The sequence below is a fragment of the aff. Roholtiella sp. LEGE 12411 genome, assembly GCF_015206995.1.
Classification (GTDB): Bacteria; Cyanobacteriota; Cyanobacteriia; order Cyanobacteriales; family Nostocaceae; genus Komarekiella.
This window is the reverse complement of sequence record NZ_JADEXR010000046.1, coordinates 20,542-43,292: the sequence shown is the minus strand read 5'-3', so window position 1 is coordinate 43,292 and position 22,751 is coordinate 20,542. Positions and strand designations below refer to the sequence as shown.

Here is a 22,751-nt window from a genome sequence, read left to right as displayed (position 1 = left end):
CCCATCCCCCATCCCCCACCTCACCGATGGCTAGTGGAAGGAATTTTGTCATCATGACTAGAATCTAGCTGTTGAGGCTGACGACGTGGACTCATGCGATCGCGAATGTTCCCAATCACGATATATAGAATTGGTACAATAAACAAACTCAAGAAAGTTGAAACAATCATCCCGCCAGCCACAGCTGTACCAAGAGATCTTCTACTAGCTGCTCCTGCGCCTTCAGGATTGACCAAGGGCCAAATACCCAGAATAAAAGACAAGGAAGTCATCAGAATGGGTCGCAAGCGCTCTTGTGAGGCTTGGATTGCGGCTTTGCTCAGCGAAAGACCTTGATCCCGTAGTTGGTTGGCAAATTCTACAATCAAAATGGCATTTTTACTAGCCAAACCAATCAACATCACTAGACCAACTTGACAAAATACATCATTGGCTAGACCCCGCATCGACTGTGCCAGCAATGCCCCTAAGATAGCTAGGGGAACTGACAACATAATAATCAGTGGGTCAACATAGTTCTCATACTGAGCAGCTAACACGAGGAAGACGAAGACAAGTCCCAATCCAAAAATCAGCGGCGCTAAACCTCCAGACTGCTTCTCTTCAGCAGTAATCCCCGCCCATTCGTAGCCCATACTTGCAGGTAAAACCTCCTTTGCCAATCCTTCCATTGCTGTGGTTGCTTGTCCAGAACTATAACCAGGAGCTGCGGAGCCGTTAATTTCAATTGAGCGGAACAAGTTGAAGTGATTAATTGTTTGTGCTCCGGTAGCAGGAGTAAGTTTTACCAAACTACTCAAAGCAATCATCTGATTGTTGGCAGAGCGAACGTATAATTTACCGATATCTTCAGGGTTAGATCGGAACTGAGCGTCAGCTTGGACATACACTCGATAAGTCCGCTGTAGCAAATTAAAATCGTTGACATACCGCGAACCCAAGTAACTCTGTAGGGTATTAAAGATATCGTCTACGTCTACTTGTAGGGATTTAGCTTTATTGCGGTCTACTTCAATCAATATCTGAGGTGTATTCGCATTAAAAGTGCTAAATACAGCTTGCAATCCTGGTGTTTGATTACCGCGTTCGAGTAACTTACCCATGACTTGCAACAAGTTATTTAAACCGCTGTTACCTGTTCTGTCTTGTAGTTGAAATTGGAAACCGCCAAAACTGCCTAAACCCTGAATAGATGGGGGATTAACTGGAAAAATTCTCGCTTCGGTAATTGTCGATAGCACTTCTGTCAAGTTGCCAATGATAGCCTGCGCTGATTGTCCTGGTTCATGACGATCGCCCCAAGGCTTGAGGGTCGTAAAAATCGCACCACTATTGGCAGAGTTACCACTAAAACCAAAGCCACCGATAGCGAAAGTACCTGTAACTTCAGGTAATTTCAGGATTTCTTTTTCTACCTGAGCCATGACTTTACTGGTGTAGTTCAGTGAAACTCCTTCTGGCCCTTGAATGATCGTGATGAAATAGCCTTGGTCATCATCGGGGATAAATGCTGTAGGTACGCGAGTGTAAAGCCAACCCGTCACCCCCAAGGACAAGATGAATAACAGCACGACGATCGCTTTTATACGATTCAGACGGTAGAGCGATCGTTCATACTTTCTACGTGTCCAATCAATAAATCTGTTAACTCGTTCAAAAATCCAGCCCAACCAACCACGTGGTCTTTGTCCCCGCCGCAGTAGTAGGGCTGAGAGGGAAGGAGTTAGAGTAATGGCCAAAAAGGTAGAAATCGCCATTGAAAAGGCGATCGTTAGGGCAAATTGCTTATATATCTGTCCTGTAGATCCTGGAAAGAAAGCAACGGGGACAAATACAGCCATTAGCACTAAGGAAGTCGCAATCACTGCTCCAAACAGTTCCTTCATGGACTCAGAAGCCGCTTGGCGGGGTGGCATCCCCTCATCCTCAATTAAGCGAGAGATATTCTCAACGACGATAATTGCGTCATCAACCACTAACCCAGTTGCTAAGGTTAAACCAAACATGGTTAGGGTGTTGATGGAAAATCCGAAAACTTTGATAAAGGCAAAAGTACCAACCAAGGTTAAGGGAACGACAATCACGGGGATCAACGTGGTGCGCCAGTCTTGTAAGAAGATATAAATTACCAAGACCACAAGAGCGATCGCTTCTATCAGCGTCTTGAGCACTTCTGCTAGAGACGCTTCCACAAAAAGCGTTGTATCAAACGCCACCTGATATTCTAGTCCCGGCGGAAAACTTTGCCTCAGTCGTACCATTTCAGCTTTTACAGCCTTAGCCACGTCTAAAGCATTACTACCCGGAGTGGGGAATATCCCCATACCCACACCCTCATTGCCTTTAAATCGTAAGAAAGTGCTGTAATTTTCCGCTCCCAGTTCCGTTCGACCCACATCTTTTAACTTAATCAGGGTGCCATCCTCACCTGTCTTAATCACCATGTCGGCAAATTCCGTTGCCTCAGTTAACCTGCCAAGAGCTTGCAAGTCTATTTGATACATGTGATCTGGTGATGTTGGCTGCTGCCCGATTTGCCCAGCACCCACCTGTAAGTTTTGTTCGTCGAGTGCGTCAATCACATCCTGGGCGGTGAGGTTACGACTAGCAAGGCGGTTAGGGTCGAGCCACAGCCGCATAGCATAGCGGCGTTCACCAAAAATCTGCACCTCACCCACACCCTTGATTCTTTTCAGGGCATCTACTATGTATAGGTCAGCATAATTACTTAAAAATATATTGTTATAGTCTTTGTTATCTGAGTACAATCCGATCGCTAAAAGAATGTTGTTAGACTGCTTATTAACAACGACTCCAGTTTGCTGCACAACTTCTGGTAACAGCGGTTCAGCTAGAGACACACGATTTTGCACATCGACCGCTGCAATATCTTTGTTCCGCGATGCATCAAATGTGACTGTAATCGTACTTGTGCCATTATTACTGCTGCTTGAGGTCATATACTTCATGCCCTCAACGCCGTTAATTTGCCGCTCTAAGATAGTTGTAACTGTATTTTCTACAACTTCAGCACTAGCACCAACATAGTTAGCAGTAACGTTAATTTGAGTTGGGCTAATCTCTGGATATTGATCCGTGGGCAGTGTTGGAATACTGATTGCTCCTACCAGCAGAATGATGATAGCGCAGACACTCGTAAATACAGGTCGCTTAATAAAGAAGTCAACAAACATGGGAATTGGGGATTAGGGGCATGGGCATGGGGCATGGGGCATTGGGCATTGGGCATGGGGCATAGAGAAGAAGCTACCAATGCTCTATGCACCTGGGGATGGAGTTTCCCGTCGCTTTCAATAAAAGCTATTACTTACGATGGTTGCGATGATTCCTCTAAATGAGGCAAAGTAAATATACCTAATGTAGGTGAGGTTCAAAGCATGGACTCGACAGGTAAGGTTCAAATTATGGACTCGTCCTGGCATATTCCACTGCCGATGGAAGAGTCTGCAATGAGCCGCGTGACAGTTTACTTTTATAATGACGAGTGGGTTCCAATTAAGTATTGTTACTTGGGAAGGGCAATTGTGCTATATCACCAAGCAAAGCTAGCAGGTAAGGAAATTCTATTATTTCCTGTTAATTTAGACCCGAATACTTTTTAGACATCAAACCAAACCAGAACGAAGTGCGACAACTGCGGCTTGTACGCGATCGTCAACTGCTAGTTTGTTCATAATCCCTCGGACGTGAGTTTTCACAGTGTTGGGGCTGAGATAGAGTTTTTGGGCTATTTCTGGGTTGCTCAATCCGTCTACCATAAGTTTCAAAACTTCTAATTCACGCCCAGATAAGTTGGCGGTGTTGTTGGTGGGTGAGGGCGGTTTAAGATTGTCAATCACCCGCCGAGCAATTTGGGGATCGAGATAGGCTGCTCCATCAACTGCGGCAGCGATCGCGCTCAATAGTCTTTCTACACTCGCACCTTTGATACAATATGCATCTGCACCGCTAGATAGGGCTGCGATAATTTCCGTCTCCGTTGTGTGAGATGTTAGCATCACCACACGAGTTTCTGGTAGTGCTGCTTTAATTTGTTGTGTCGCTGCAATCCCATCCAGTCGCGGTAATCCAATATCCATAACAACTAAATCAGGCTTTAGTCGCAGTGCTGCTTGGACTCCCAAATAGCCATCTTCTGCTTGTCCAACAATCTCTAACTGGGGATGGGCCATTAGCGATTGCTCTAGTCCTAGTTGCATCATCGGATCATCTTCGACAATTAAGACTCGCAACGGGGGAGCATTGACAGGCAAATTTAAAGGATAACTAGTATTTGGAGACATTTTATTCAATTAGCAGTTAGGAGATAGGAGTCAGAAATTAGCAGACAAAAGACTAAAGACAGAAGTGATTAATTTTGACCCTTGAACGCCACTTGCTTTAAGCCGGGAAACCCGTCCAACGCAGTGGCTACCCTTGACTTTCGACTTTTGACTAATTCTCCTATTCTTCCACGCGATAGCCTAACTCTGCTAGGCTGATTCGAGAATGACGCCATTTTGGTCGGACTTTCACAAATAGTTCTAGGTAAACTTTGCCAGCGATTAACTTTTGGATTTGTTCACGAGCTGCGCTACCAATTGCTTTGAGCATCGATCCGCCTTTACCGATAAGGATGCCTTTTTGGGAATCGCGCTCGACGTTGATGGTGGCTAGTACACGGGTAATGCTGGGAGTTTCTTCTACTAAGTCGATAGCGATCGCTACTGAATGAGGCACTTCTTCACGAGTTAACAATAAGATTTGTTCTCGGATCAACTCGCCCATAATGAAGCGTTCTGGCTGATCAGTTACCAAGTCTGGAGGGTAATATAACGGCCCGGTTTCTAAATGTCCAATTAATAATTGTTGAAGTTGTGGTAATCCTGCACTCGTCTTGGCAGAAAATTTAACAATTTCCCATTTTTGGGACTTAGCCATTTGGGCGTAAGTATCATCTAAAAGCTGAGAATCTTCAGGTTGTTGATCGCTTTTATTGACGCCTACAATCAGCGGTGTTTCGCTGCGACACAGTAAATCGGCAATATAGCGATCGCCTGCGCCACAAGCCACGGAGCCATCGACTACAAACAGCACTACATCTACAGATTCAATGGCAATTTTGGCATTTTGTACCAACACTTCCCCCAATTGATGATGGGGTTTATGGATTCCTGGCGTATCTACAAAAATTAACTGCGCCTCTGGTGTGGTTAAAATACCGCGCAAACGGTTACGTGTGGTTTGTGCTATCGGTGATGTGATGGCAATTTTTTGTCCTACCAATTGATTCATTAAAGTAGATTTACCGACATTAGGACGCCCAATAATGCCGATAAAACCTGATTTGAATTCAGGAGGAGCCTGGGGGATTGTGACTTCTCCTGAAAAAGAGAAGTTGTAATTATCAATACTAGTCACCTTTGGCTCCACCCTCATATTTTACAGTTGGGATAACTTGGTTTTTTCTTATACACAAAACAAGCATAAAATCACCCTGTATTTTTGGGGATTGCTTTTTGTTTACGTTTAATCTACTACTGGTTCTACACTCATATTTTACAGCTAGGATAACTTTGTTTTGTTTTTAGACACAAAACAAACATAAAATTACTTTGGCATTTACACAGAGAATTTTTGCTGAGGTTTAATCTACTACTAACCCTGGCTTAAGTTTAATCCACTACTAAATATATTTGGATCAAAATGTCAAAAAAAGATATGGGAGAACGCAAACGCATTGGAATTCTTACTAGTGGAGGAGATTGCTCTGGCTTAAATGCGGTCATTAGATCTGTAGTAAATTGTGCTGTCAATACTTACGATTGGGAAGTTTTGGGAATTCGTCAGGCTACTCTAGGATTAATGACACATCCGCCGCAAGCCACAAAGCTAGAAATAGATCAAGTTGACTCGCTGTTAACTGCGGGTGGCACAATGTTGGGTACAACTAATAAAGGCGATCCTTTTGCTTTTCCTATGCCAGATGGAAGTGTATGCGATCGCTCTGAAGAAATCATCGCAGGCTACCATGAACTAGGGTTAGACGCTTTGATCGGTATTGGCGGCGATGGTAGTTTAGCAATTCTCCGCCGCCTAGCACAACAAGGCGGTATCAACCTAGTTGGTATTCCCAAAACGATTGATAACGATATTGGTGTGACTGAACATGCGATCGGTTTTGATACAGCTGTTAATATTGCCACAGAAGCACTAGATCGGTTACATTTTACCGCTGCAAGTCATAGCCGAGTCATGATTTTGGAAGTCATGGGACGTGATGCAGGACACATAGCAATCGCTGCGGGAATTGCGGGGGGAGCAAATGTAATTTTAATTCCCGAAATACCATACACAATTGATCACATTTGCCACAAAATCAAAGAACGCCAAGAAAAAGGCAAAAATTATTGTTTGATTATTGTTTCTGAAGCAGTTCGTACCCAGAATGGGGAAAATGTGACAATTACAAATCGCTTAGGTCAATCTAGATATGGTGGAATTGGCGAATATTTAGCGGATGAAATTATCCAGCACATTGGCGTAGAAACACGAGTCACAGTTTTAGGACACATTCAACGGGGTGGAACTGCTTCACCGCTAGATAGATTAGTTGCAACTGTGTTTGGTGTTGCAGCAGTTAATCTAATAGCAGAGAATAAATATGATCGCATGGTGACATGGCAAAATCGCCAGGTATTAAGTGTACCAATCACAGAAGCGATCGCTCAATATAGCGCCGTAGATCCCAATGGTACTTTAGTAAAAACCGCTCGCGGCATGGGTATTTATTTGGGCGACTAAATTCAGTGCTAAGTTAAGTAGCAATGCGATTAATCGTGTCTGTACATGTGAGTTAAGGATCTAAAAAGATCCTAACTCCAAATGACAAATGACCAATAACAAATGACTAACTGATTTCCCGGGTTGAGCGCCGATGAATTTGTATAGTTGTAAGTATAGGCGATCGCCCGAAGCCATTTGACGTAATACAATACTTTCAATAACTGGCAGCATGAAATAATTTGGTAAATTGCTATAGCGGTATGCAGTTGAGTGAGATACAAAAACTTTGCTGAAATGATTTTACAGTAAGGAGTTTGGTGTTCTCATCCAATCGATAACCGCTATAACTGTTAAATCCCGTAAGAGCGAGGATATGGCTTTAGAAGTGTTTTAGCCTGATAGATATAAATGACGTTGACAACTACCCCGCCGCGTCGAATTGGTATGGTTTCGATCTCACTCAAGCTATTAAAGTAAGTTCGATAGTTAGCCATCAAATCTTTTCTTTGATTAAAGGGATTAGTAGTAATATATAGCGCGTCTTCTCCCAGCCATTGATTAGGCTCTGACCAAAAAGCAAAGCCACGTAGATCCTTGCCAATGTCGAAGCAAGTTATTGGTACGTGAGCAAGAGGTCTAAGGGACATAGCAATCGGCCCACCCAAGTAATAGCGATTGGTAAAAATAAAGCTAGAGTTTTGTAGCGCCGCACTCAGGACGGGAGATTCAGCAAAGCCACGCCGCAATTGCTGAATATCAATTAATTCTGTAGAGGGGTCATCCTTGGGAGGCAAAAACCCACCCATCAAAGCGTACTGGCTAGGCTTTTGTACTATTCCTGTTGTCACTTGCAACAGGGCAATGAGTAAAATGCTACTTACCATAATGCCCGAACCTAAGAGCCATCGCCGCACACGACGCCGGGATTGCTGCTCCCAGATGATTGCTTGTTGTCCTAACAGCAAAGTTAACCCCCAAAATCCAGGCATAGACCAAGCAGGCAAAATTTGCCGATATCCACCGATGAGAGTAAACCCTAAAGTTAAAGGCAGAGACACCCATAAAATCAACAGCGAAGAAGCCTCTAAATCTCTTTTAACAGTTAGTGATTTCTGAGAAAAAAGTTGCATTGTTCGAGCTAGTACTAGTCGTAAACTCACCCACCAGAGCGGTAATCCTATAGTTGGGAACAGGTAAGCTACCCCAGCCAAATAGACGCCTCCTACACTTAGCAGATTGTAGCTACCTTTGGGTACTGCTCGCTCTGATTGAAAACGAAAGGACACCCAATCATGCTGCATATTCCAAAGCAAAATTGGGGAGATGGTGAGCACAAATAAGCCTAATCCTAACCATGCCCAAGGGGAGCGGAAAACACAGCGATAGCGTGGACTAGTTAGACAAAAACCAACTAGCCCCAGTCCTAAAATAAAACCGTGATATTTGCTGAGGCAAGCTAATCCCACTATAAGACCAAGATAAGCCAAGCGGTAACTAGGAACATATAAATTAAATGAGCAGGATTCCGGTTGCAACAGGCTGTGCTTTTGAGTTCGAGGCTGCCGAAAAAATTCATCAGCTGCACAGTATAAACTAGCTGACCAAAAAAACATCAACGGACTGTCGGGGAGACTCAGGACGCCAAAGCCAACTAGAAAAATTGGACTGATGGTAGCGATCGCCAAAGTTAAGCTGGCGGCTTTTGCAGAGAATAATTTTAGACTAGTCAAATACAATAGCACCAAACTGCCTGTGTGACAAATCAGCGCTCCCAGACGAATCGTAAATTGGGATACAACTCCAGTTGACCACGGGCCAAAACCAGTTGTTAGCCCTACAAGAATTGGATGATCGAAATAGCTCCAGTCCAGATGCAAGCTGTAAAGATAGTAGTAAGCTTCATCAAAGGTAGGGTAAAGCCAGAAAGCAAGGAAAGCTCGAAACAGCAGTCCCCCAACCAGTAAAAAAAACACTGACTGATTAGTTTTTTGAGCTAACCATTTCTGAGCTATTTGCATTTATGCGAATTCCTACCTTTGATATACAAACAAACTCATATTATTGCAGTACGACAACGTAAAACTTTATTTGCAAGTGAGTTATTATACATTGCGATCGCTAATAAACATCTGTCATTCCATTCCAGGTCATATATACACCTTTCAACTTAATTGGCAACACCAACTTCTGATATAAAGCTATAATTTGCGGAAATATAAACACCTTACCTGTTTTTTTGTAGTTCCTGGAGTTAAGTAATGGTATTTTGGGGAGATCACACTGGATTACCAAAGTCCTACAAGGGCTGGAATGTCTTTGTAGGTAATGGGCCAGACAATACAGAAAATAAGCTTATTGCTTCCATCAAAAAGCTGTTAGATTGGCTGAGAGACTATATGTCTGTAGATACTGTCACGCTTCTACTACCGACTACAGACAAACAGAATCTATTCGTGTATGCCACCATCGGACTTAAGGAGGAAATCGTAGAAAATATTCAAATTCCTGTTGGGCAAGGTATTGCTGGTCGCATTGCCGCCAGCAATGAACCAATGATAGTTAATGACTTATCAAAGGTAGAAATCATCAGTCCCATTTTGCGCCAAAAGGGTTTGCGATCGCTCGTCGGTGTTCCGTTGCCCGTCAAGCAGGGAGTGACCGGGGTTTTGCACGTTGGCACGTTCCAGTCTCACCAGTTTACCGAGCGCGATGTGCAGCAACTACAACTAGTTACTCATCGCCTCAGATTGAAGCTAGCAGATATAGAACTTTTGAAACTGCAAAAGCTGGACAACTCAGCAGGGTGTCGCTTCAATGTCCAAAATACGGCTGAGTTAAAGACTAATTTAATTATGTCCCTGTGGTGTAACAGCTTAAGGTTAAGTTTTTAAGCCATTGAGTAAAAGTGTCAAACTTGCGTTTATTCCCCCCAGCGATACCACTGACGAAAATTAGCTCCTGAACTCACTGCTAAACCAATCTGGTGCTTTGACGATAGCTCATCATAGCCACCTTCGTTAGCGCCAATGTAGTACATACGGAAACTCCCATCATCCATTGGCACTACACAAGGCGTACCTACTGCCCGTGCGTCCCAGCGACCAGAACCCTGTTGAGCATGGCAAAATACGGAACCATTGGCTTGCTCACCTTGATCTTTTTGCCAATGAATGCCATCGTCAGAAACGGCTACACCGATGGAGTGATAACCACTGCTGTTAACACCTTCGTAGAACATCACGTATTGGCCGTTTATCTTCAGTACATGGCGAGTACCAATGCCCCGCTCATCAAAGCTTCCAAGTGTGCCCGGCCCGAGGATTTGACCAACTTTTTCCCAGCCCAAGCCATCGCTGGATACCGCTAAGCCTACTAGAAATCCTCTGTCTGGGTTCAAGGTGTGATAATACAGCTTCCAAGTTCCATCATCATCAGGTAGTACTTGCGGCCACCCGCAGAAAAGTGCATCAAATTCCCCTGTTTTGCCCAAATCAAGGAAGGCCCCCCGATAAGGGCCTTCAAGACGCACCCAGTTGATGCCGTCACGTGAGACGGCACAGCCGGGGCGCATCTGCACTCCTTTAGCTTGAAACTTTCCCACATCGACAACAGTATGATCACCACCGAAGTACCACATCCAGTAAAGACCATCACAGAAGTGTACATTACTGACACCGACATGGGCTGAGTCAAATCGATTGGCTTCCGGGTGAGGCTCAAAGATAGCTCCCATAGTTAGGGAACCCTTCACCCGTTCCCAATGAACACCGTCAGCGGAAATAGCTAAACCACAGCGACCAGTAGGCAAGTTGATTTGCCGATCAAAAGAAGCGTCCCGACCGTAGTACCACATCTTCCATCCATCGGAACACCGCAGAACCTGCGGTGCGGAAACTCGCTCGGAGTCCCACCAGCCTTCTGAACTAGGTGCCAATACTAAGCCGGGTTGATTGATTTGCATTCTATCTCAAACTTTGATAACTAATAACTTTAAGTTACGTTTTTCTGATTGACTTCAACAATCCTTAAGGCATCATGTAAAAATAAGTTGTACAAAATTTATTTGGAATAGCTTGCTAAATCTAGCTTTCACACAACAATTGTTCAGGTTATTTTTACACAAATCCTTAGATAGTTTTTTTGACAAAGATTTGGATATATGCGTCAAAATTAAGTAATGTATTATTGGTAAACAATAAAGCCTTATTTATTAACTTTAAGCAACACCATATTTGGTATAAGGACGTTTGTATGGGGGATGTAAGCCTCAACCAATTACAAGTCCCATCCCCTTGGGGATGGGGCAGTTGACTACTCCTCGTTTTCATTCAATTCATTATTCTCACTCCAATACTGCTGAGGTGCATTTCCATGAATTTCCAAAATCTTGGCTTTTTTAATTTTTTTATCCGGTGGATTAATTGCTTCTAATTGCACATCAAATTCCCAGTTATCACCAAAATCATAAAGATAGGTCATTCTAGTACCAGGTTCTAAAGGCAAGTCACCAATTTGCACTTGATCTGCGAATGGTGGTGTTTCCAGGTATGGATGACAAATCTTGATTGTGCGGCCAAAACGGTCTTTATAACTAAACTCATACAGATGGTCATAATCAAAGTCAAAAGCATCAAGAATCGTCTCGGCTAACCAGCTTAATGGTTTTTGCGCTGGTATAGCAATGCGTCGCCAAGAACGGGAAACTGATACTTTAAAAATATAAATACCATCTGTGAAGCCTTGCTTTGACACACATAAATTATGCTTCCACTCTGGAAAAAATGCTTGTAGATATGACTGCAATTTTCCAAAAGTCACATCGACATCATCCTGTAACTCCCCTCGGATACCAATCGGAAATAGGAAGTGCAAAAGAGCGTCACCAAAAGGCAAGCGTTGTAAACTGGCAATGCGCCAACCTTTGCCTTCTTGTGGTTTTCCTTGTTTGATAGATAGCAATCCGAATAACTCTAACAGGGCAACATTATGAAGACTAGGGTAATAACTAATATTTTGTTGCTCTTCATATTTAGCAAATTTTAAACCTTTATCTGGGATGCGAGTCCAAAACTGAATGCACCTAAATAAATTACCGAATGAGTCTTGGTGTTCACCTAAAATTTCGCTATTTCCCCAAATCAACCAGGCCTCTATTAGGTTGAAATAGCGTTCTGTTGGGTTAAGGCTTAACCATGATTTCAAGGTGGTTTCGTCTAATACTAAAATCTGCTTCTTTCCTTGGGATCTAATTTGAGCTATCCCAGAACTGCGTAATAACAAATAGAGTCCATTAATGTAGGGATATGATTTTTGTACAGGACGTTTGAGTTTATTTTCAATTGGGTGACTTAACTGAGAATTAATTTCTGATAATACTTTTAATGGTAAAAGATTATTAACACTACTAACTTCTACCCCATTTGGTTGCAAGAAATCTATCAGTGTTTGAAAATCGTGCCCAATTGTACCGGGTTGATTTTCATTGATGCTGAGTTCTTGCAATAGTTGTTTTTGTGACTCTGTTAGGGAAGGCAGTTGAGGATTTAGTGTGCGTTCTAGCCGCGCAAATAAGTCTTCCATAAATAAAAATTTTCAATTTTAAATTCACAATTGATCCTTGCGTGCAACCTTGTTCTCTTTATACTATGACTACAGAATTTGTCCTGATAAACATCGACCCATCAGGGATCACAGTAGTACTAAAAACACCGTAAGCTTTGTGAAATATGAATGATAATATTTTCACCTTCTACTTGACAATCCCAGGAATTTGATATGAATAGTAACACTCGCCTACAGACGATCTTAGCTGATACAATTATTGGTGCAGTATTACCTGCGATCGCTCAACTTAACTTGCCGAACTGGTGGTTAGCAGGGGGTGCAGTCCGCAATACAGTTTGGCATTCAATCTTTGGCAATGAATGTGCATTAGGTATCAAAGATTTTGATATTGCATTCTTTGATATTGAGGGAAACCGTTCCCAAGAACTAGCCGCAAAGGCAACTTTAACAAAACGATTTCAGAATGAGCAGTTTGATGTGAAAAATCAAGCCAGCTTTGCGCGTTGGCGTCTTGGTTACAGAGCCTACACAAGTACAGAAGATGGCATCACAGATTGGCTGCACACCGCTACTGCTGTAGGAGTTCGACTAGATACACAAGGACAATGGCAATTTTTTACACCCTATGGGTTGGATGATCTCTTCGGTGGCATTATTAGACCTACACCAACACACACTCATAACCTAGATGCTCACAATAAAGCATCTGGGTTTTTGCAAAAGTGTCCTTATCTGCGTTTGGCATAAGAGATAAATTCAATTCAAACCATTATTCATCTCCAAACTTCTGAAGTGGGGGAGCATCAAACTTTCTCCTTGACTGGCGTCGCAATGCCTCGCCTAACCAGATCCGCCTCTAGTTCCCTGATGAATTTCAAGTCTTTCTCTAACAGCGGCTGAATTGTGCTTCCAGATGAGTCCTCACTCATCGAGGGTTGCTTTTCGAGGAAAGTGAATGCCTGTCGAAATTGACGCGGACTCGCCTCAGTTACCGAGTCAAAATGACAAGAAATAATCTGCTGAAAATCCCACTTAGCAATATTATCAGCCCAATTGAGTACTTGTCTCGGTGCTTGCGGAAGAATGAGGATTTGCAGAATCGGTGCTACAAATGGACGCCCGTCTCCCCGTAGAGCATCGAATGACTGCTTCCAGTTATCTTGCCATCGAAATGGAAATAACCCGAAGTATGCTTTTAGTGAGTGCTGTGGCGCTTTGAGCGCATCGCTGAACATTTGCCCCGGTTTAGTTATTTCCAAGGCACTTGGACAAAAGTAAATGGCAAACAGTGAGATGCGTTGCCATCCCTTGCGGCGATTTGCTTGACTGTCCTCAATAATCTCCAAGGCATTGTCTCTAGCGTGAAATAACAATGGGTAAGGGTCGAATTGGGTGATCTCAGGCGGATCTTCTGGTACAGACAGTACAGAATCAGTTACTAGTAGAGTGTGCGATCGCTTATGCAAAAAAGCAACCTCTGTAAAAGCTCCCCGTCCCAGGTTGATGTCCAGCACTTCATAGTCGAACTCATCAATAAAGGGAGCAAGGCTTTTATTCTCTGGAAGCACCTGGGTGCGTTCTTGGGGAAAGCCAAGCCAATGCAGTGGCAGGTTTAGCGGGAAGCTCCACTGGTGCGGCGCAACGAAAACTTGCGCTTGGGAAAAGTGTCTGGCAAAAGGGCCAACGAATACCTTATGTTCCAATCCAGAGCTAGTTGGCAGAATAATATACTTAACGTCACCGTGCTTGATCACCAACTCGTTAACCAAGCGCACACACTCTAGGGTTGGAGCAACCGGTGCATAGACCAAAAGACCACCTATTTCTAGTTTGACTACAGTCATCCGAATCGGCACGATTGTGTAGAGAATGCCGTGAAGCTGATCAAATGTCCAGATAGTATCTTTAACTATTTCTCGACACAATGTCCGACGCTTGCTATATGGGTAAAGTGGTACAGCGGGCCAGAATTTCCATGACCAATCTTTTGGATTACTACTCTGATGCATCCATTGTCCCTGGGTTTGTACCCCTGACTTACGTCCCTGAGCGTTCATTGTTCTACCCACTTCGTACTTCTTTACAAGAAAATTAGCTTTTCTAATATTTGCATCAAGAGAAATTCATATTTTTATTATTGCCCCTTAATTGTTTCACGAGAGCACTTATGGCGGTTCCTCTGTCAAAACCAGGATTTACGCACAAGTTACGGAAGAATCAAACCGCAGAGGCACAGAGAAGCCAGTGCGTTGCGGGGGTTCGCCCCGTTGTAGCAACTGGCGCAGCACAGAGAAATGAGAGTTTGAGAGGTATTTTGCGTAAGTCCTGAAAACGAATCTTTGATACCCCCCACCATCATGACTTGATTGCAAGACTGACTTTTCACATCCCGTGAAAAGTCAGATTGGCTGATGGCGGTGTAGGTTGCGTTATTATCCGGCTTGCTGGTTCATCCAAACTTCTAAATCCGCCACTACAGAAAAATCTAATAACGCCTCTCCTAAAGTAGACAATTGCTCAATAGATAATCCTCGAACTTGTTCAATCAACGATGCATCAATTTCACCAAAACGACGATTTAGTTGACGTATAATTAAATCCTGTTGTCCTTCTTCTTTTCCTTCTTTTTTTCCTTCTTGTTTGGCTCTTTCACGGTCTTGCTGATAAAGTGGTTCTAATCTCATAATTAACTCTGTGTCATCTAATTCTAAATTTTGGTTGATTCTTAAATTTTCGCGTAGGTTGTAAACCAATTCTAGCGTCACTTGCTTGTATGGGTGATTTGATGGTAAAGCTTGCAACTCAATAATTGCTTGTGACTGTGTGCTTCCTCTACCCAGTATTCTTAGCCACAACGTTTCCGGTATTTGCAGTAGTTGATGAATAGCAACAATTGCTGTCCGTAGAGCATCACCTAAAAAGTATATCCCTGGTAGCCACTCCGATTTCTGATTAACATTAAAGCTCGATAGTAATGCTGGGGATGCAGTTGGAGTCAGAACCCATAGTTTAGGAATATTTGAATCCTGGAGTTTGGTTTTATTTGCTTTAGCATCTCGTCGCAATCCAGATTTTACTTCTAATAACTTTTGAATACAATCACAGATTTCATCACCAGAAGCTGCATTGCGAAAGGGTTCTAATATTGCCGGAAATTCTGCAAATCTTCCTAGTAACCCTAACAATTCTAGATTAGAAGTTTGCTGTGCTGAAGGAGTAAATAACACATCAATTTCTTTGATCTCTCCTGAGATTTTTGATGATGATTTTACTTCCCCATAAGGTTTTAACAGTTCTTCTAGATAATCCTTGGCAAATTCATCATGTACAAATCGAGTCATTCAATTTGTTTTTTTTGAAATTGATTTGAAGTGATTAATAATATTCTATCTGTATTTACAGCCATAATAATTACATCTCAAATTGAAGCCGTATTCGGTGTATTTCATCCTGTATTACAATTTGCTACAGAATATTCTCAACAATTATGGCGCTATCGTCCCAAAGTTCCGTTCCACATCTGGGTTGCCCCTCGTCCCCCATTCGGCTACAAGGAAACCAACGCCACTAAGATAAAACTAAGCGGTGGTTAGCGCGGTTTAATTTAGGTTTGCATGATCTTCTCAAGCGTTTAGTGAAGGGAGAGGAGATTACCGCCGACGATCCTCAATTGGTAAGGATGACAGAAATTGCCATACAGTGCGCTGCTCATTAATAGCTACTGAAGCGGGTCTGATTGAATCAGCCACTTCCGCTTCAATAGTTATACGGTTTTTTCAAAAATTAAATAGGGCTTGCTGAATAGAATTGTAATATAGACTAGATAAGGATTTTAAGCCTTTTTCCAACAAACAAGTGCAAGGTCATAACATCTAAAGTCTCAAAACCCTTGCACAATCGTTAGCGATCGCTGGGTAAATTCTGAAACTGAGCGATGAAACAAGTATTTTGTAAGCTGTGTGGCTTCTACATTTGCTTGAGAGACTTATTCAGCAAGCCCTAAATAAGATTCCTATGGCTAAAAATGCCTGACTAAGTTGATACTGCTTACTGCACAATCTGATAACACCCATTAGCATTAGGAGGCGCTACTTTTGTTAAAGCAGTTGTGAGTTTCAGTGAGTTAGGTGTTTGGCCTAAGCCATTACCTGTAGCAATTACATCAAAAATGACTCCGGCCGGGACTTGTTGATTGGCAACTTCTACTGTGATTGGTGGGTTGAAGGCATTATTGATCAATGGGTCAAATTGGTCAGGTAGAACTGGATTAAAGTTATATGTACCAGCCGTAAGTTCTGGGTAAGGAATAGCAGTTTTGGGTATCAGGTCTGTGATACGAGTTTCATCCACATTTGGGCTAGAGGATTTGCTAATACGGAAATCTATAACAGGAGAAGACACGTTATTTTTTTTCTGTTGTTTTCCCGACCATTAAATAGTGTTGGTTCTTCAGTAACTAGTACAGCACGGCGTAAATCACTAGACTATTGAATAATCCCAATACGTTATGGTTCTAACTGTGCCACGATTTTTAGGAGAATGCAAGGACAGTTGAGACAGTTAATAACCATCATTTAAACATTTAATACTATGCTAGTTGCTTGATAACAAATTTATATTTGTAATTATATATGCAGGTAGTTGACATAGTGAGCAGTATTCACTTCTGCACCGAAACCGCCTCATTATCTGGGCCACCGCCACCGCTTCCCCCTCCGGCGTGTACCTACGGTGTACACACAAGTCCATTTAAAATCAAAAGATGAATTCCTTGGAAACATTGAAATACCCATCTTAACGCTGACTTTCCACATCCCGTGAAAAGTCAGGATTGCAAGATGGTCATGCGATCGCCTCTAACCGGATTGACAATTAGTTCTGGTTTCTGGGCAGCAATTACGATTGGAGGGCATTGGTAGCTTCTTTCCTATGCCTCACTCCCTATTGCCCCTTATCCCCAGAGGGGGCCCCAAGTTCCCCATGCCCAAAAACTCCATCCCGCAAGTGGCGTGGAGTTTTTCATCTTGTTCCTAATAAAAAAGAGTGGGAGGAAGCATATCAGTTAGCTTTCAGACTCCCACTCTACCATTTGCCACTGGAGTGAACAGGACTGTGTACAGAAGTTGCTCGTTATTTAGGGGGCTAACGCGTACTTCAAAAACAACATCTATACACACTTAATCTTCCTGTTGCAGCAAATGTCAAACTTGATTATTAATATTTATTTGCTTAGATAAATAGTCTGCAAATTATTGAAATAGATAGCTTTCCTATTTGTGTAAATAACTTAGTAGATACTGTCTGGCAAAACAAATTTGATTACGTGGTAGACCCTGATAACAATACCCTTGAAGTCGTTTATCTTCTACAATTTAACCAGGTAAATCAGAAACTGGTTGCCATTTTGGCAGGTTTGTAAAAGGGATTGGGGATTGGGCATTGGGGATTGGGCATTGGGCATTGGGCATTGGGCATTGGGCATTGGGCATTGGGCATTGGGCATTGGGAAGAGACTTATTCAAAACACCACAAGTAAGGGCACGGTATAGTCGTGCCCTTGTTGGTAAAAAGTATTAATTTAACAGGTTTGTATTTTACAGTAGTATTAATACTTGTGTAAAATTGCAGACAACGAACTTTCTTTGCGAAGATCCATTAAGTCTGCCAAAGATTCTGTGCGCGTATCTAGGCGGTGCTTGTGCTCTGGTGGGAGAACCGTTACCAAGTGTTTTGTTTTAGGTGCTATCGGCATAACGGGTGTCAGTTGTTGCTGTGGCACAAAAACTGGTGGATTCCTGGGAAGACGTGGTTCCAACCTTGGGTAATGGCTCTGTGCCAAGTGTGCCTCATAGCGGTTAATATGTTTTTGGACTTTTTGCGGTTGCTTTGGCCGATTGAGTATCCGGAAAATTATCAAGCAACCACTACCACAGCTGAGGGCGATCGCAACTACTATCCATAAAGGTGTAGAGTTGCTATTCTCAGAGGGCGTTTTGAGTGGTTTTTCAACTACAGCTGGGATTTGTTCTGGTTCTTCCTGTGCCAGACGCCCAACATGACCCAGGCTGTATATGGCAAAGGCACCACCTCCTAAAAACATGGCTAATAACCCAGTTAACAATAGCCAAGGATGATGTGCAACCAGATATATCAGAACATTAGAGTTTTTGAGTAGTCTCGATTCACTGTTTGTCAGTTCTGGAGTGTCCCCTATTAGTTGGGTTAGCTCGTACTGTACACTCTGACTATTTTCCATGATTACTTTCAGATTTGTACCCCTCTAGTCCCTGATTGTAATAGAGGAGCCAAGCATCAGGTATCCGTAACAAAATTTTGGATTCAAGTAGCTTTTTTGTAACACAAAGGCTACTAAATCTGACTGTTTTTTGCTAAAAATCTGTACTTTTTGTTACTTTTTGCTGTAATTCTCTAAAAACCAATTCGCTGATTCTATTAGCTAACCAATAGAATGTCTTTCAAGAGCAAGTTGAATCAACTGATCAACTAATTCTGGAAAGGAGATGCCACTATGCGCCCAGAGTTGGGGATACATACTCGTCGCCGTGAAGCCAGGTAAAGTATTGATTTCGTTAATTAATATTTCGCCTGTTGCTTCCACGTAGAAAAAGTCTACTCTTGCCAATCCAGCAGCGTCAACAGCAGCAAAGGCTTGCAAAGCCATGTCTTGAATTTGACGGACGATCGCATCTGGTAACGATGCAGGTATCAGTAAATCTGCTCTACCTTCAGTATACTTCGTTTCGTAATCATAAAAATCGCTATTGTACGTAATTTCACCTACGATAGAGGCTTTAGGTTGATCGTTTCCTAAAACTGCACACTCAATTTCCCTAGCTACGACACCAGCTTCTACAATTAATCGGCGGTCATAACCAGCAGCTTTATCTAATGCTGCTTCTAATTCTTGGCGCGATCGCACTTTGGCAATACCTACGGATGAACCCAAATTAGCAGGCTTGACAAAACAGGGATAGCTCAATGTTGCTTCGATTTCATCACATAGTTTAGGAAATATGCAAGGATTAGACCAAACTTGTGCTCTAGTTAACGCCTTGTATTTCACCTGTGATAGTCCCGCTTGCTCAAACGCCATTTTCATGGCAATTTTATCCATACCCATTGCGGAACCTAGCACCCCAGAACCAACAAAGGGGATTTGCATCAGAGTAAGTAACCCCTGAATTGTACCGTCTTCACCGTTGGGGCCGTGGAGAATGGGAAACCACACATCCACTTGTGCAACTTCAGAAGGATATTGCCATTGGCTAAGGGACGAAAGATGTTCCTCAGATGTTGATTCTTCCTGGGATTCTAGTAGCGGGATGCCACTTTCTAGAACTTTTTGTGGCGCTTCCCCCACCAGCCAACGTCCATCTTTTTGGATGTAGAAAGGCAGTATTTCGTACTTGTCAGCATTTTGCTCTGCACTCAAGGCTTTAGCGATCGCCCGTGCTGAGCTTATCGAGACTTCATGCTCTCCCGAACGACCACCAAATAGTAACCCCACGCGCAGCTTAGTCATCTTTAGTACCTCTACATTCCTCAAGCAGATAGCGTATCATACTAATTCGTAATTCGTAATTCGTAATTCGTAATTAATACACACTCCGAAAAGCTTGCTATGAGGGCTTTTCATAATCTAAGTACTTGCGGAGTGAAGTATTATTGCCAGGTTCCAATCACCGGGAACCATTCAACTGTGGACTAAATTTACGTTGTTCTGTAGTTGGTTCTATATTCACAACTACAGCCTGTAAATCCTTTGCTTTCTCCTCTGGTAACGCGTTATTGATAAATATTCCCCCTGCAAGTTTAGATCTGGATAGAGTTCGAGCAGTTGAATAAAACTCGGCGTGTAAATGCGCTTCGGGATGTATTTTCCCGTCAGTTGGTGCTTGAAACCAAGTCATTGAGTAGGGAAATGCGCGATCAAGCAAACCGTCATACTTGAGGGTAACAGTTTTGAAGGCTTTAGCAAGTCCCCAGCGTTGTTTTGGAGTTAGTTCAAACAAGGTAGCTACTGGCTGAATTGGCGCAATCCAGACTTCATACGGGTAACGAGCGCACACTGGAACAAAAGCGATCGCATACTCATCCTGATAAATAATCCGCTTTCTTTGTGCAATCTCTTTTTGAATCAAATCTACCAGCAAACCCCGCTGATGTTCCTGGTAAAATCGTCTCTGCATTTCCAGCATCCGTGCAGGAATAGGGGGTATAAAGGGATATGCATATATCTCTCCATACGGTTGGTGCAAAGTAACACCTACTTCTGCACTCTTGTTTTCAAACGGTAGCACGTACTGAATTTGCTGATTTGCTCCCAGTATCGAGGTGCGATCGCCCCATACTTGTAACAGCAAATCCAGATGATCTAGTTCCAGAGAACTCAGAGATGCTTGAGGATTTTGTGTAAAAACCACAATCTCACACACCCCATTTGCAGGTAGCGTTTCCACTATGCACGTAGGTGAATTGTGTGCTGATGGCGTCATCAAGGGCAAGTAGTTATCAAACACTGCCACATCATATCTACCTGGGGGGAGTTCAGTAGCAAATTGCGAGCCGTTGGACGTTGCGAGCAGGTTAAACTCTGAGGACGACAATAAAGTATGCTCTTGATAAGAACTCGCATAAGCTACCCATTCGCCACGCAACGGATGCCAGCGTAGATGGGAGTTGGCCTCAACTAGTTGATTGCTGGGGCTAGTGGCTATGATAGTTTCGGCGATGGGAAATCGGCTGTATAAGGTTAGTTGACGACCGTCCGGCTTTAAAAGCTGGTGGGAGTACATAATCCTTCTTCTCAGAGAGTTATGGGTCGGATAGCCTCAATTTTTCTTGGAGGCGTACGATCTGTATGCAACAACCAGTTAGCTTGAGTGACGTACCTACACCTCCTGAGTACAGGTAAGTGTAGGCTTCTCAGAGACTCTTCATTGAAGACTTATTTTGGCTCGTGACATTATGACACACCTAGCTTTGATCTCATCGGGGTTTGACCCTTCAATCTTAGTTTTTTGAGGCTGAGCTTAGAAAGTTTGCACTGTTACAGAGGGTAAATTCCCTGTTAATTGAGCCATTTCATACCATGAGGGGTGCTACCCCTCATTTGCCTACAGTATCATAATCTTTGCGGCGTTAGTTGTCAAAAATACTATGAAAACATTTAGTTTTTCGCTATGCCAAACCCGCACCTAACATAATTAGGACTTACGCAACTGGCACACAAGGCTTCTGGTATAAGAGTCAAGGGTCAAGGGTCAAGGGTCAAGGGTCAAGGGTCAAGGGTCAAGAATCAAGGGTCAAGAATCAAGGTTTTTTGGACTTTTGACCTTTGACTCTGGACAACCTCTGGCGTTAAAAATATGACACTTGCGTAAGTCCTGATAATATAAAACAGCTGTGTTTATAAGCTGATGCGCGTCCATATCAAATGTACTCGCGCTTAAGCTGTCCCAGGTCAAGAGTCAATCCGATTTTGGATTTTGGATTTGAGATTTGAGATTGACTGCACCCATAAAGGGATGTAGCTTGGGGATTTTAAATTGACCGAAACAATTCAAAATTCAAAATTCAAAATTGAAGAATAGCTCAGTAATTTTGAATTAATTAATTCAGGTACAGAGCAACTAAATTGAACCTATCCCACTAATGTAAAAATGTGGTAATCTACTTTTTGCTTGAGTTGGGTAGATCACCTAATGGCTGGACGTTTTGAAGGATTGAATGACCTGGAATGGAAGTTGTTTGAAGACATATTTCCTCAGCAACCATCCAAACGTGGTAGAGGAATGCCTCATGCGCCATACCGCCATGTATTAAATAGTCTGTTGTACATTCTGATTACTGGGTGTCGATGGTGCGACCTACCACGTGGGATAGGTTCATGGGCATCGAAAAGCTCCGCCCATAGATGGTTAAAACGGTGGCGTGAAGACGGAACTTTAGAACATTTACAGGCGCGTGTCTTAGCGATGCCTGCGGCGGGCTACGCCTACGCAGATGAAAAAGGCCTAATAAATTGGGAGTTTGGCGCGGTTGACGGGTCTTTTTCCCCCTGGAAAGGGTGGTGGTGAAGAGGTTGCTTATGGTGGCAAAGGCAAAGGTATTCTAATTCACACCCTGACTGAGGGTAATGGTATGCCTTTAGCTAACGCTACTACTCCCGCTAACGGTAATGAGAGAGAACAAGTTTTACCTCTACTGGACAAGATAAAACTCAAAACATCGACTTTGGACAACTGGAGGTAACTATCAAGATATTGGCATGGATTATTATGAGCAACGTTACCAAGAACGAGTTATCAATAACCTCAAAAAAAAGGCTCTAGCTTTAGGTTTTGAACTCATTCCTCAGCCCCAAGCAAATACTGTTT

22 protein-coding genes are annotated in these 22,751 nt (G+C 42.9%); 10 read left to right on the top strand and 12 right to left on the bottom strand.

Going from position 1 to position 22,751, the window contains the following annotated elements; translation table 11 throughout:
* Positions 1-20: 20 nt before the first annotated feature.
* On the bottom strand, positions 21-3,194 hold the full coding sequence (locus IQ246_RS12870; protein WP_194003570.1) for an efflux RND transporter permease subunit: 3,174 nt from the start codon (positions 3,192-3,194) through the stop codon (positions 21-23).
* A 33-nt stretch (positions 3,195-3,227) separates the two neighbouring features.
* Here IQ246_RS12870 and IQ246_RS30870 point away from each other — a divergent pair, with 33 nt between their 5' ends.
* Positions 3,228-3,359, top strand: coding sequence for a hypothetical protein (locus IQ246_RS30870; protein ID WP_255515537.1), 132 nt, complete (start codon positions 3,228-3,230; stop codon positions 3,357-3,359).
* Positions 3,360-3,425: 66 nt separating this feature from the next.
* Complete coding sequence (locus IQ246_RS12865; RefSeq protein ID WP_194003568.1) at positions 3,426-3,623, top strand: hypothetical protein; 198 nt, start codon at positions 3,426-3,428, stop codon at positions 3,621-3,623.
* Between the two features lie 3 nt (positions 3,624-3,626).
* Here the strand turns inward: IQ246_RS12865 and IQ246_RS12860 are convergent, their stop codons facing one another.
* Positions 3,627-4,304 (bottom strand): response regulator transcription factor, encoded by a 678-nt coding sequence (locus IQ246_RS12860; protein ID WP_194003566.1) that lies wholly within the window; start codon positions 4,302-4,304, stop codon positions 3,627-3,629.
* Between the two features lie 160 nt (positions 4,305-4,464).
* Complete coding sequence (gene era, locus IQ246_RS12855) at positions 4,465-5,439, bottom strand: GTPase Era (protein ID WP_194003564.1); 975 nt, start codon at positions 5,437-5,439, stop codon at positions 4,465-4,467.
* 282 nt (positions 5,440-5,721) lie between these two features.
* Here era and IQ246_RS12850 point away from each other — a divergent pair, with 282 nt between their 5' ends.
* Complete coding sequence (locus IQ246_RS12850) at positions 5,722-6,804, top strand: ATP-dependent 6-phosphofructokinase (protein ID WP_194003578.1); 1,083 nt, start codon at positions 5,722-5,724, stop codon at positions 6,802-6,804.
* A gap of 332 nt (positions 6,805-7,136) precedes the next feature.
* Here IQ246_RS12850 and IQ246_RS12845 read toward each other — a convergent pair whose 3' ends face one another.
* Positions 7,137-8,804: a glycosyltransferase family 39 protein gene (locus tag IQ246_RS12845; RefSeq protein ID WP_194003562.1), complete on the bottom strand. Its 1,668-nt coding sequence runs from the start codon at positions 8,802-8,804 to the stop codon at positions 7,137-7,139.
* A gap of 240 nt (positions 8,805-9,044) precedes the next feature.
* On the opposite strand from IQ246_RS12845, the gene IQ246_RS12840 reads away from it, so the two are divergent.
* The gene (locus tag IQ246_RS12840) at positions 9,045-9,677 is read left to right on the top strand and encodes a GAF domain-containing protein (protein ID WP_194003560.1); all 633 of its coding nucleotides are present in this window, start codon (positions 9,045-9,047) and stop codon (positions 9,675-9,677) included.
* Positions 9,678-9,706: 29 nt separating this feature from the next.
* Here IQ246_RS12840 and IQ246_RS12835 read toward each other — a convergent pair whose 3' ends face one another.
* Entirely contained in the window at positions 9,707-10,747 is a 1,041-nt protein-coding gene (locus tag IQ246_RS12835; protein ID WP_194003558.1) for a glycosyl hydrolase, read from the bottom strand.
* A 350-nt stretch (positions 10,748-11,097) separates the two neighbouring features.
* Positions 11,098-12,366, bottom strand: a complete 1,269-nt coding sequence (locus tag IQ246_RS12830; RefSeq protein ID WP_194003556.1) for a plasmid pRiA4b ORF-3 family protein — start codon at positions 12,364-12,366, stop codon at positions 11,098-11,100.
* Between the two features lie 195 nt (positions 12,367-12,561).
* Here IQ246_RS12830 and IQ246_RS12825 point away from each other — a divergent pair, with 195 nt between their 5' ends.
* Positions 12,562-13,098: a nucleotidyltransferase family protein gene (locus IQ246_RS12825; RefSeq protein ID WP_194003554.1), complete on the top strand. Its 537-nt coding sequence runs from the start codon at positions 12,562-12,564 to the stop codon at positions 13,096-13,098.
* Positions 13,099-13,154: 56 nt separating this feature from the next.
* On the opposite strand, the gene IQ246_RS12820 is transcribed toward IQ246_RS12825, so the two are convergent.
* Positions 13,155-14,408: a DUF4336 domain-containing protein gene (locus IQ246_RS12820; protein WP_194003552.1), complete on the bottom strand. Its 1,254-nt coding sequence runs from the start codon at positions 14,406-14,408 to the stop codon at positions 13,155-13,157.
* 110 nt (positions 14,409-14,518) lie between these two features.
* On the opposite strand from IQ246_RS12820, the gene IQ246_RS12815 reads away from it, so the two are divergent.
* Positions 14,519-14,680: a hypothetical protein gene (locus IQ246_RS12815; RefSeq protein WP_194003550.1), complete on the top strand. Its 162-nt coding sequence runs from the start codon at positions 14,519-14,521 to the stop codon at positions 14,678-14,680.
* Between the two features lie 103 nt (positions 14,681-14,783).
* On the opposite strand, the gene IQ246_RS12810 is transcribed toward IQ246_RS12815, so the two are convergent.
* Positions 14,784-15,692, bottom strand: a complete 909-nt coding sequence (locus IQ246_RS12810) for a DUF4351 domain-containing protein (RefSeq protein ID WP_194003548.1) — start codon at positions 15,690-15,692, stop codon at positions 14,784-14,786.
* Between the two features lie 30 nt (positions 15,693-15,722).
* On the opposite strand from IQ246_RS12810, the gene IQ246_RS12805 reads away from it, so the two are divergent.
* On the top strand, positions 15,723-15,944 hold the full coding sequence (locus IQ246_RS12805; RefSeq protein ID WP_194003580.1) for a hypothetical protein: 222 nt from the start codon (positions 15,723-15,725) through the stop codon (positions 15,942-15,944).
* Positions 15,945-16,398: 454 nt separating this feature from the next.
* Here the strand turns inward: IQ246_RS12805 and IQ246_RS12800 are convergent, their stop codons facing one another.
* Positions 16,399-16,752, bottom strand: coding sequence for a hypothetical protein (locus tag IQ246_RS12800; protein WP_244142014.1), 354 nt, complete (start codon positions 16,750-16,752; stop codon positions 16,399-16,401).
* Positions 16,753-17,790: 1,038 nt separating this feature from the next.
* Here IQ246_RS12800 and IQ246_RS12795 point away from each other — a divergent pair.
* Positions 17,791-17,928: a hypothetical protein gene (locus IQ246_RS12795; protein ID WP_194003546.1), complete on the top strand. Its 138-nt coding sequence runs from the start codon at positions 17,791-17,793 to the stop codon at positions 17,926-17,928.
* 28 nt (positions 17,929-17,956) lie between these two features.
* Here the strand turns inward: IQ246_RS12795 and IQ246_RS12790 are convergent, their stop codons facing one another.
* From IQ246_RS12790 to galT, 3 genes are all read right to left on the bottom strand, one after another.
* Positions 17,957-18,607 (bottom strand): hypothetical protein, encoded by a 651-nt coding sequence (locus tag IQ246_RS12790; RefSeq protein ID WP_194003545.1) that lies wholly within the window; start codon positions 18,605-18,607, stop codon positions 17,957-17,959.
* A 201-nt stretch (positions 18,608-18,808) separates the two neighbouring features.
* Positions 18,809-19,894, bottom strand: a complete 1,086-nt coding sequence (locus IQ246_RS12785) for a D-alanine--D-alanine ligase family protein (protein WP_194003543.1) — start codon at positions 19,892-19,894, stop codon at positions 18,809-18,811.
* Positions 19,895-20,051: 157 nt separating this feature from the next.
* On the bottom strand, positions 20,052-21,167 hold the full coding sequence (gene galT / locus IQ246_RS12780) for a galactose-1-phosphate uridylyltransferase (protein ID WP_194003541.1): 1,116 nt from the start codon (positions 21,165-21,167) through the stop codon (positions 20,052-20,054).
* 909 nt (positions 21,168-22,076) lie between these two features.
* Between galT and IQ246_RS12775 the strand changes: the two genes are divergently transcribed.
* A complete protein-coding gene (locus IQ246_RS12775) occupies positions 22,077-22,451 on the top strand; it encodes a transposase (RefSeq protein WP_194003539.1) in 375 nt (124 codons plus the stop codon).
* The gene (locus IQ246_RS12770) at positions 22,414-22,626 is read left to right on the top strand and encodes a transposase (RefSeq protein ID WP_208492141.1); all 213 of its coding nucleotides are present in this window, start codon (positions 22,414-22,416) and stop codon (positions 22,624-22,626) included. The genes IQ246_RS12775 and IQ246_RS12770 overlap by 38 nt, the downstream gene beginning before the upstream one ends.
* The last annotated feature ends 125 nt before the right edge of the window (positions 22,627-22,751 follow it).

What these genes read in the sequence shown, in the direction of transcription:
- IQ246_RS30870 (WP_255515537.1), top strand. Translation starts at nt 3,228, where the DNA reads ATGGGGCATTGGGCATTGGGCATGGGGCATAGAGAAGAAGCTACCAAT.
- IQ246_RS12820 (WP_194003552.1), bottom strand. Translation starts at nt 14,408, where the DNA reads ATGAACGCTCAGGGACGTAAGTCAGGGGTACAAACCCAGGGACAATGG.
- IQ246_RS12865 (WP_194003568.1), top strand. Translation starts at nt 3,426, where the DNA reads ATGGACTCGTCCTGGCATATTCCACTGCCGATGGAAGAGTCTGCAATG.
- IQ246_RS12790 (WP_194003545.1), bottom strand. Translation starts at nt 18,607, where the DNA reads ATGGAAAATAGTCAGAGTGTACAGTACGAGCTAACCCAACTAATAGGG.
- IQ246_RS12850 (WP_194003578.1), top strand. Translation starts at nt 5,722, where the DNA reads ATGGGAGAACGCAAACGCATTGGAATTCTTACTAGTGGAGGAGATTGC.
- IQ246_RS12775 (WP_194003539.1), top strand. Translation starts at nt 22,077, where the DNA reads ATGGCTGGACGTTTTGAAGGATTGAATGACCTGGAATGGAAGTTGTTT.
- IQ246_RS12870 (WP_194003570.1), bottom strand. Translation starts at nt 3,194, where the DNA reads ATGTTTGTTGACTTCTTTATTAAGCGACCTGTATTTACGAGTGTCTGC.
- IQ246_RS12810 (WP_194003548.1), bottom strand. Translation starts at nt 15,692, where the DNA reads ATGACTCGATTTGTACATGATGAATTTGCCAAGGATTATCTAGAAGAA.
- era (WP_194003564.1), bottom strand. Translation starts at nt 5,439, where the DNA reads ATGAGGGTGGAGCCAAAGGTGACTAGTATTGATAATTACAACTTCTCT.
- IQ246_RS12825 (WP_194003554.1), top strand. Translation starts at nt 12,562, where the DNA reads ATGAATAGTAACACTCGCCTACAGACGATCTTAGCTGATACAATTATT.
- IQ246_RS12845 (WP_194003562.1), bottom strand. Translation starts at nt 8,804, where the DNA reads ATGCAAATAGCTCAGAAATGGTTAGCTCAAAAAACTAATCAGTCAGTG.
- IQ246_RS12860 (WP_194003566.1), bottom strand. Translation starts at nt 4,304, where the DNA reads ATGTCTCCAAATACTAGTTATCCTTTAAATTTGCCTGTCAATGCTCCC.
- IQ246_RS12785 (WP_194003543.1), bottom strand. Translation starts at nt 19,894, where the DNA reads ATGACTAAGCTGCGCGTGGGGTTACTATTTGGTGGTCGTTCGGGAGAG.
- galT (WP_194003541.1), bottom strand. Translation starts at nt 21,167, where the DNA reads ATGTACTCCCACCAGCTTTTAAAGCCGGACGGTCGTCAACTAACCTTA.
- IQ246_RS12835 (WP_194003558.1), bottom strand. Translation starts at nt 10,747, where the DNA reads ATGCAAATCAATCAACCCGGCTTAGTATTGGCACCTAGTTCAGAAGGC.
- IQ246_RS12840 (WP_194003560.1), top strand. Translation starts at nt 9,045, where the DNA reads ATGGTATTTTGGGGAGATCACACTGGATTACCAAAGTCCTACAAGGGC.
- IQ246_RS12815 (WP_194003550.1), top strand. Translation starts at nt 14,519, where the DNA reads ATGGCGGTTCCTCTGTCAAAACCAGGATTTACGCACAAGTTACGGAAG.
- IQ246_RS12830 (WP_194003556.1), bottom strand. Translation starts at nt 12,366, where the DNA reads ATGGAAGACTTATTTGCGCGGCTAGAACGCACACTAAATCCTCAACTG.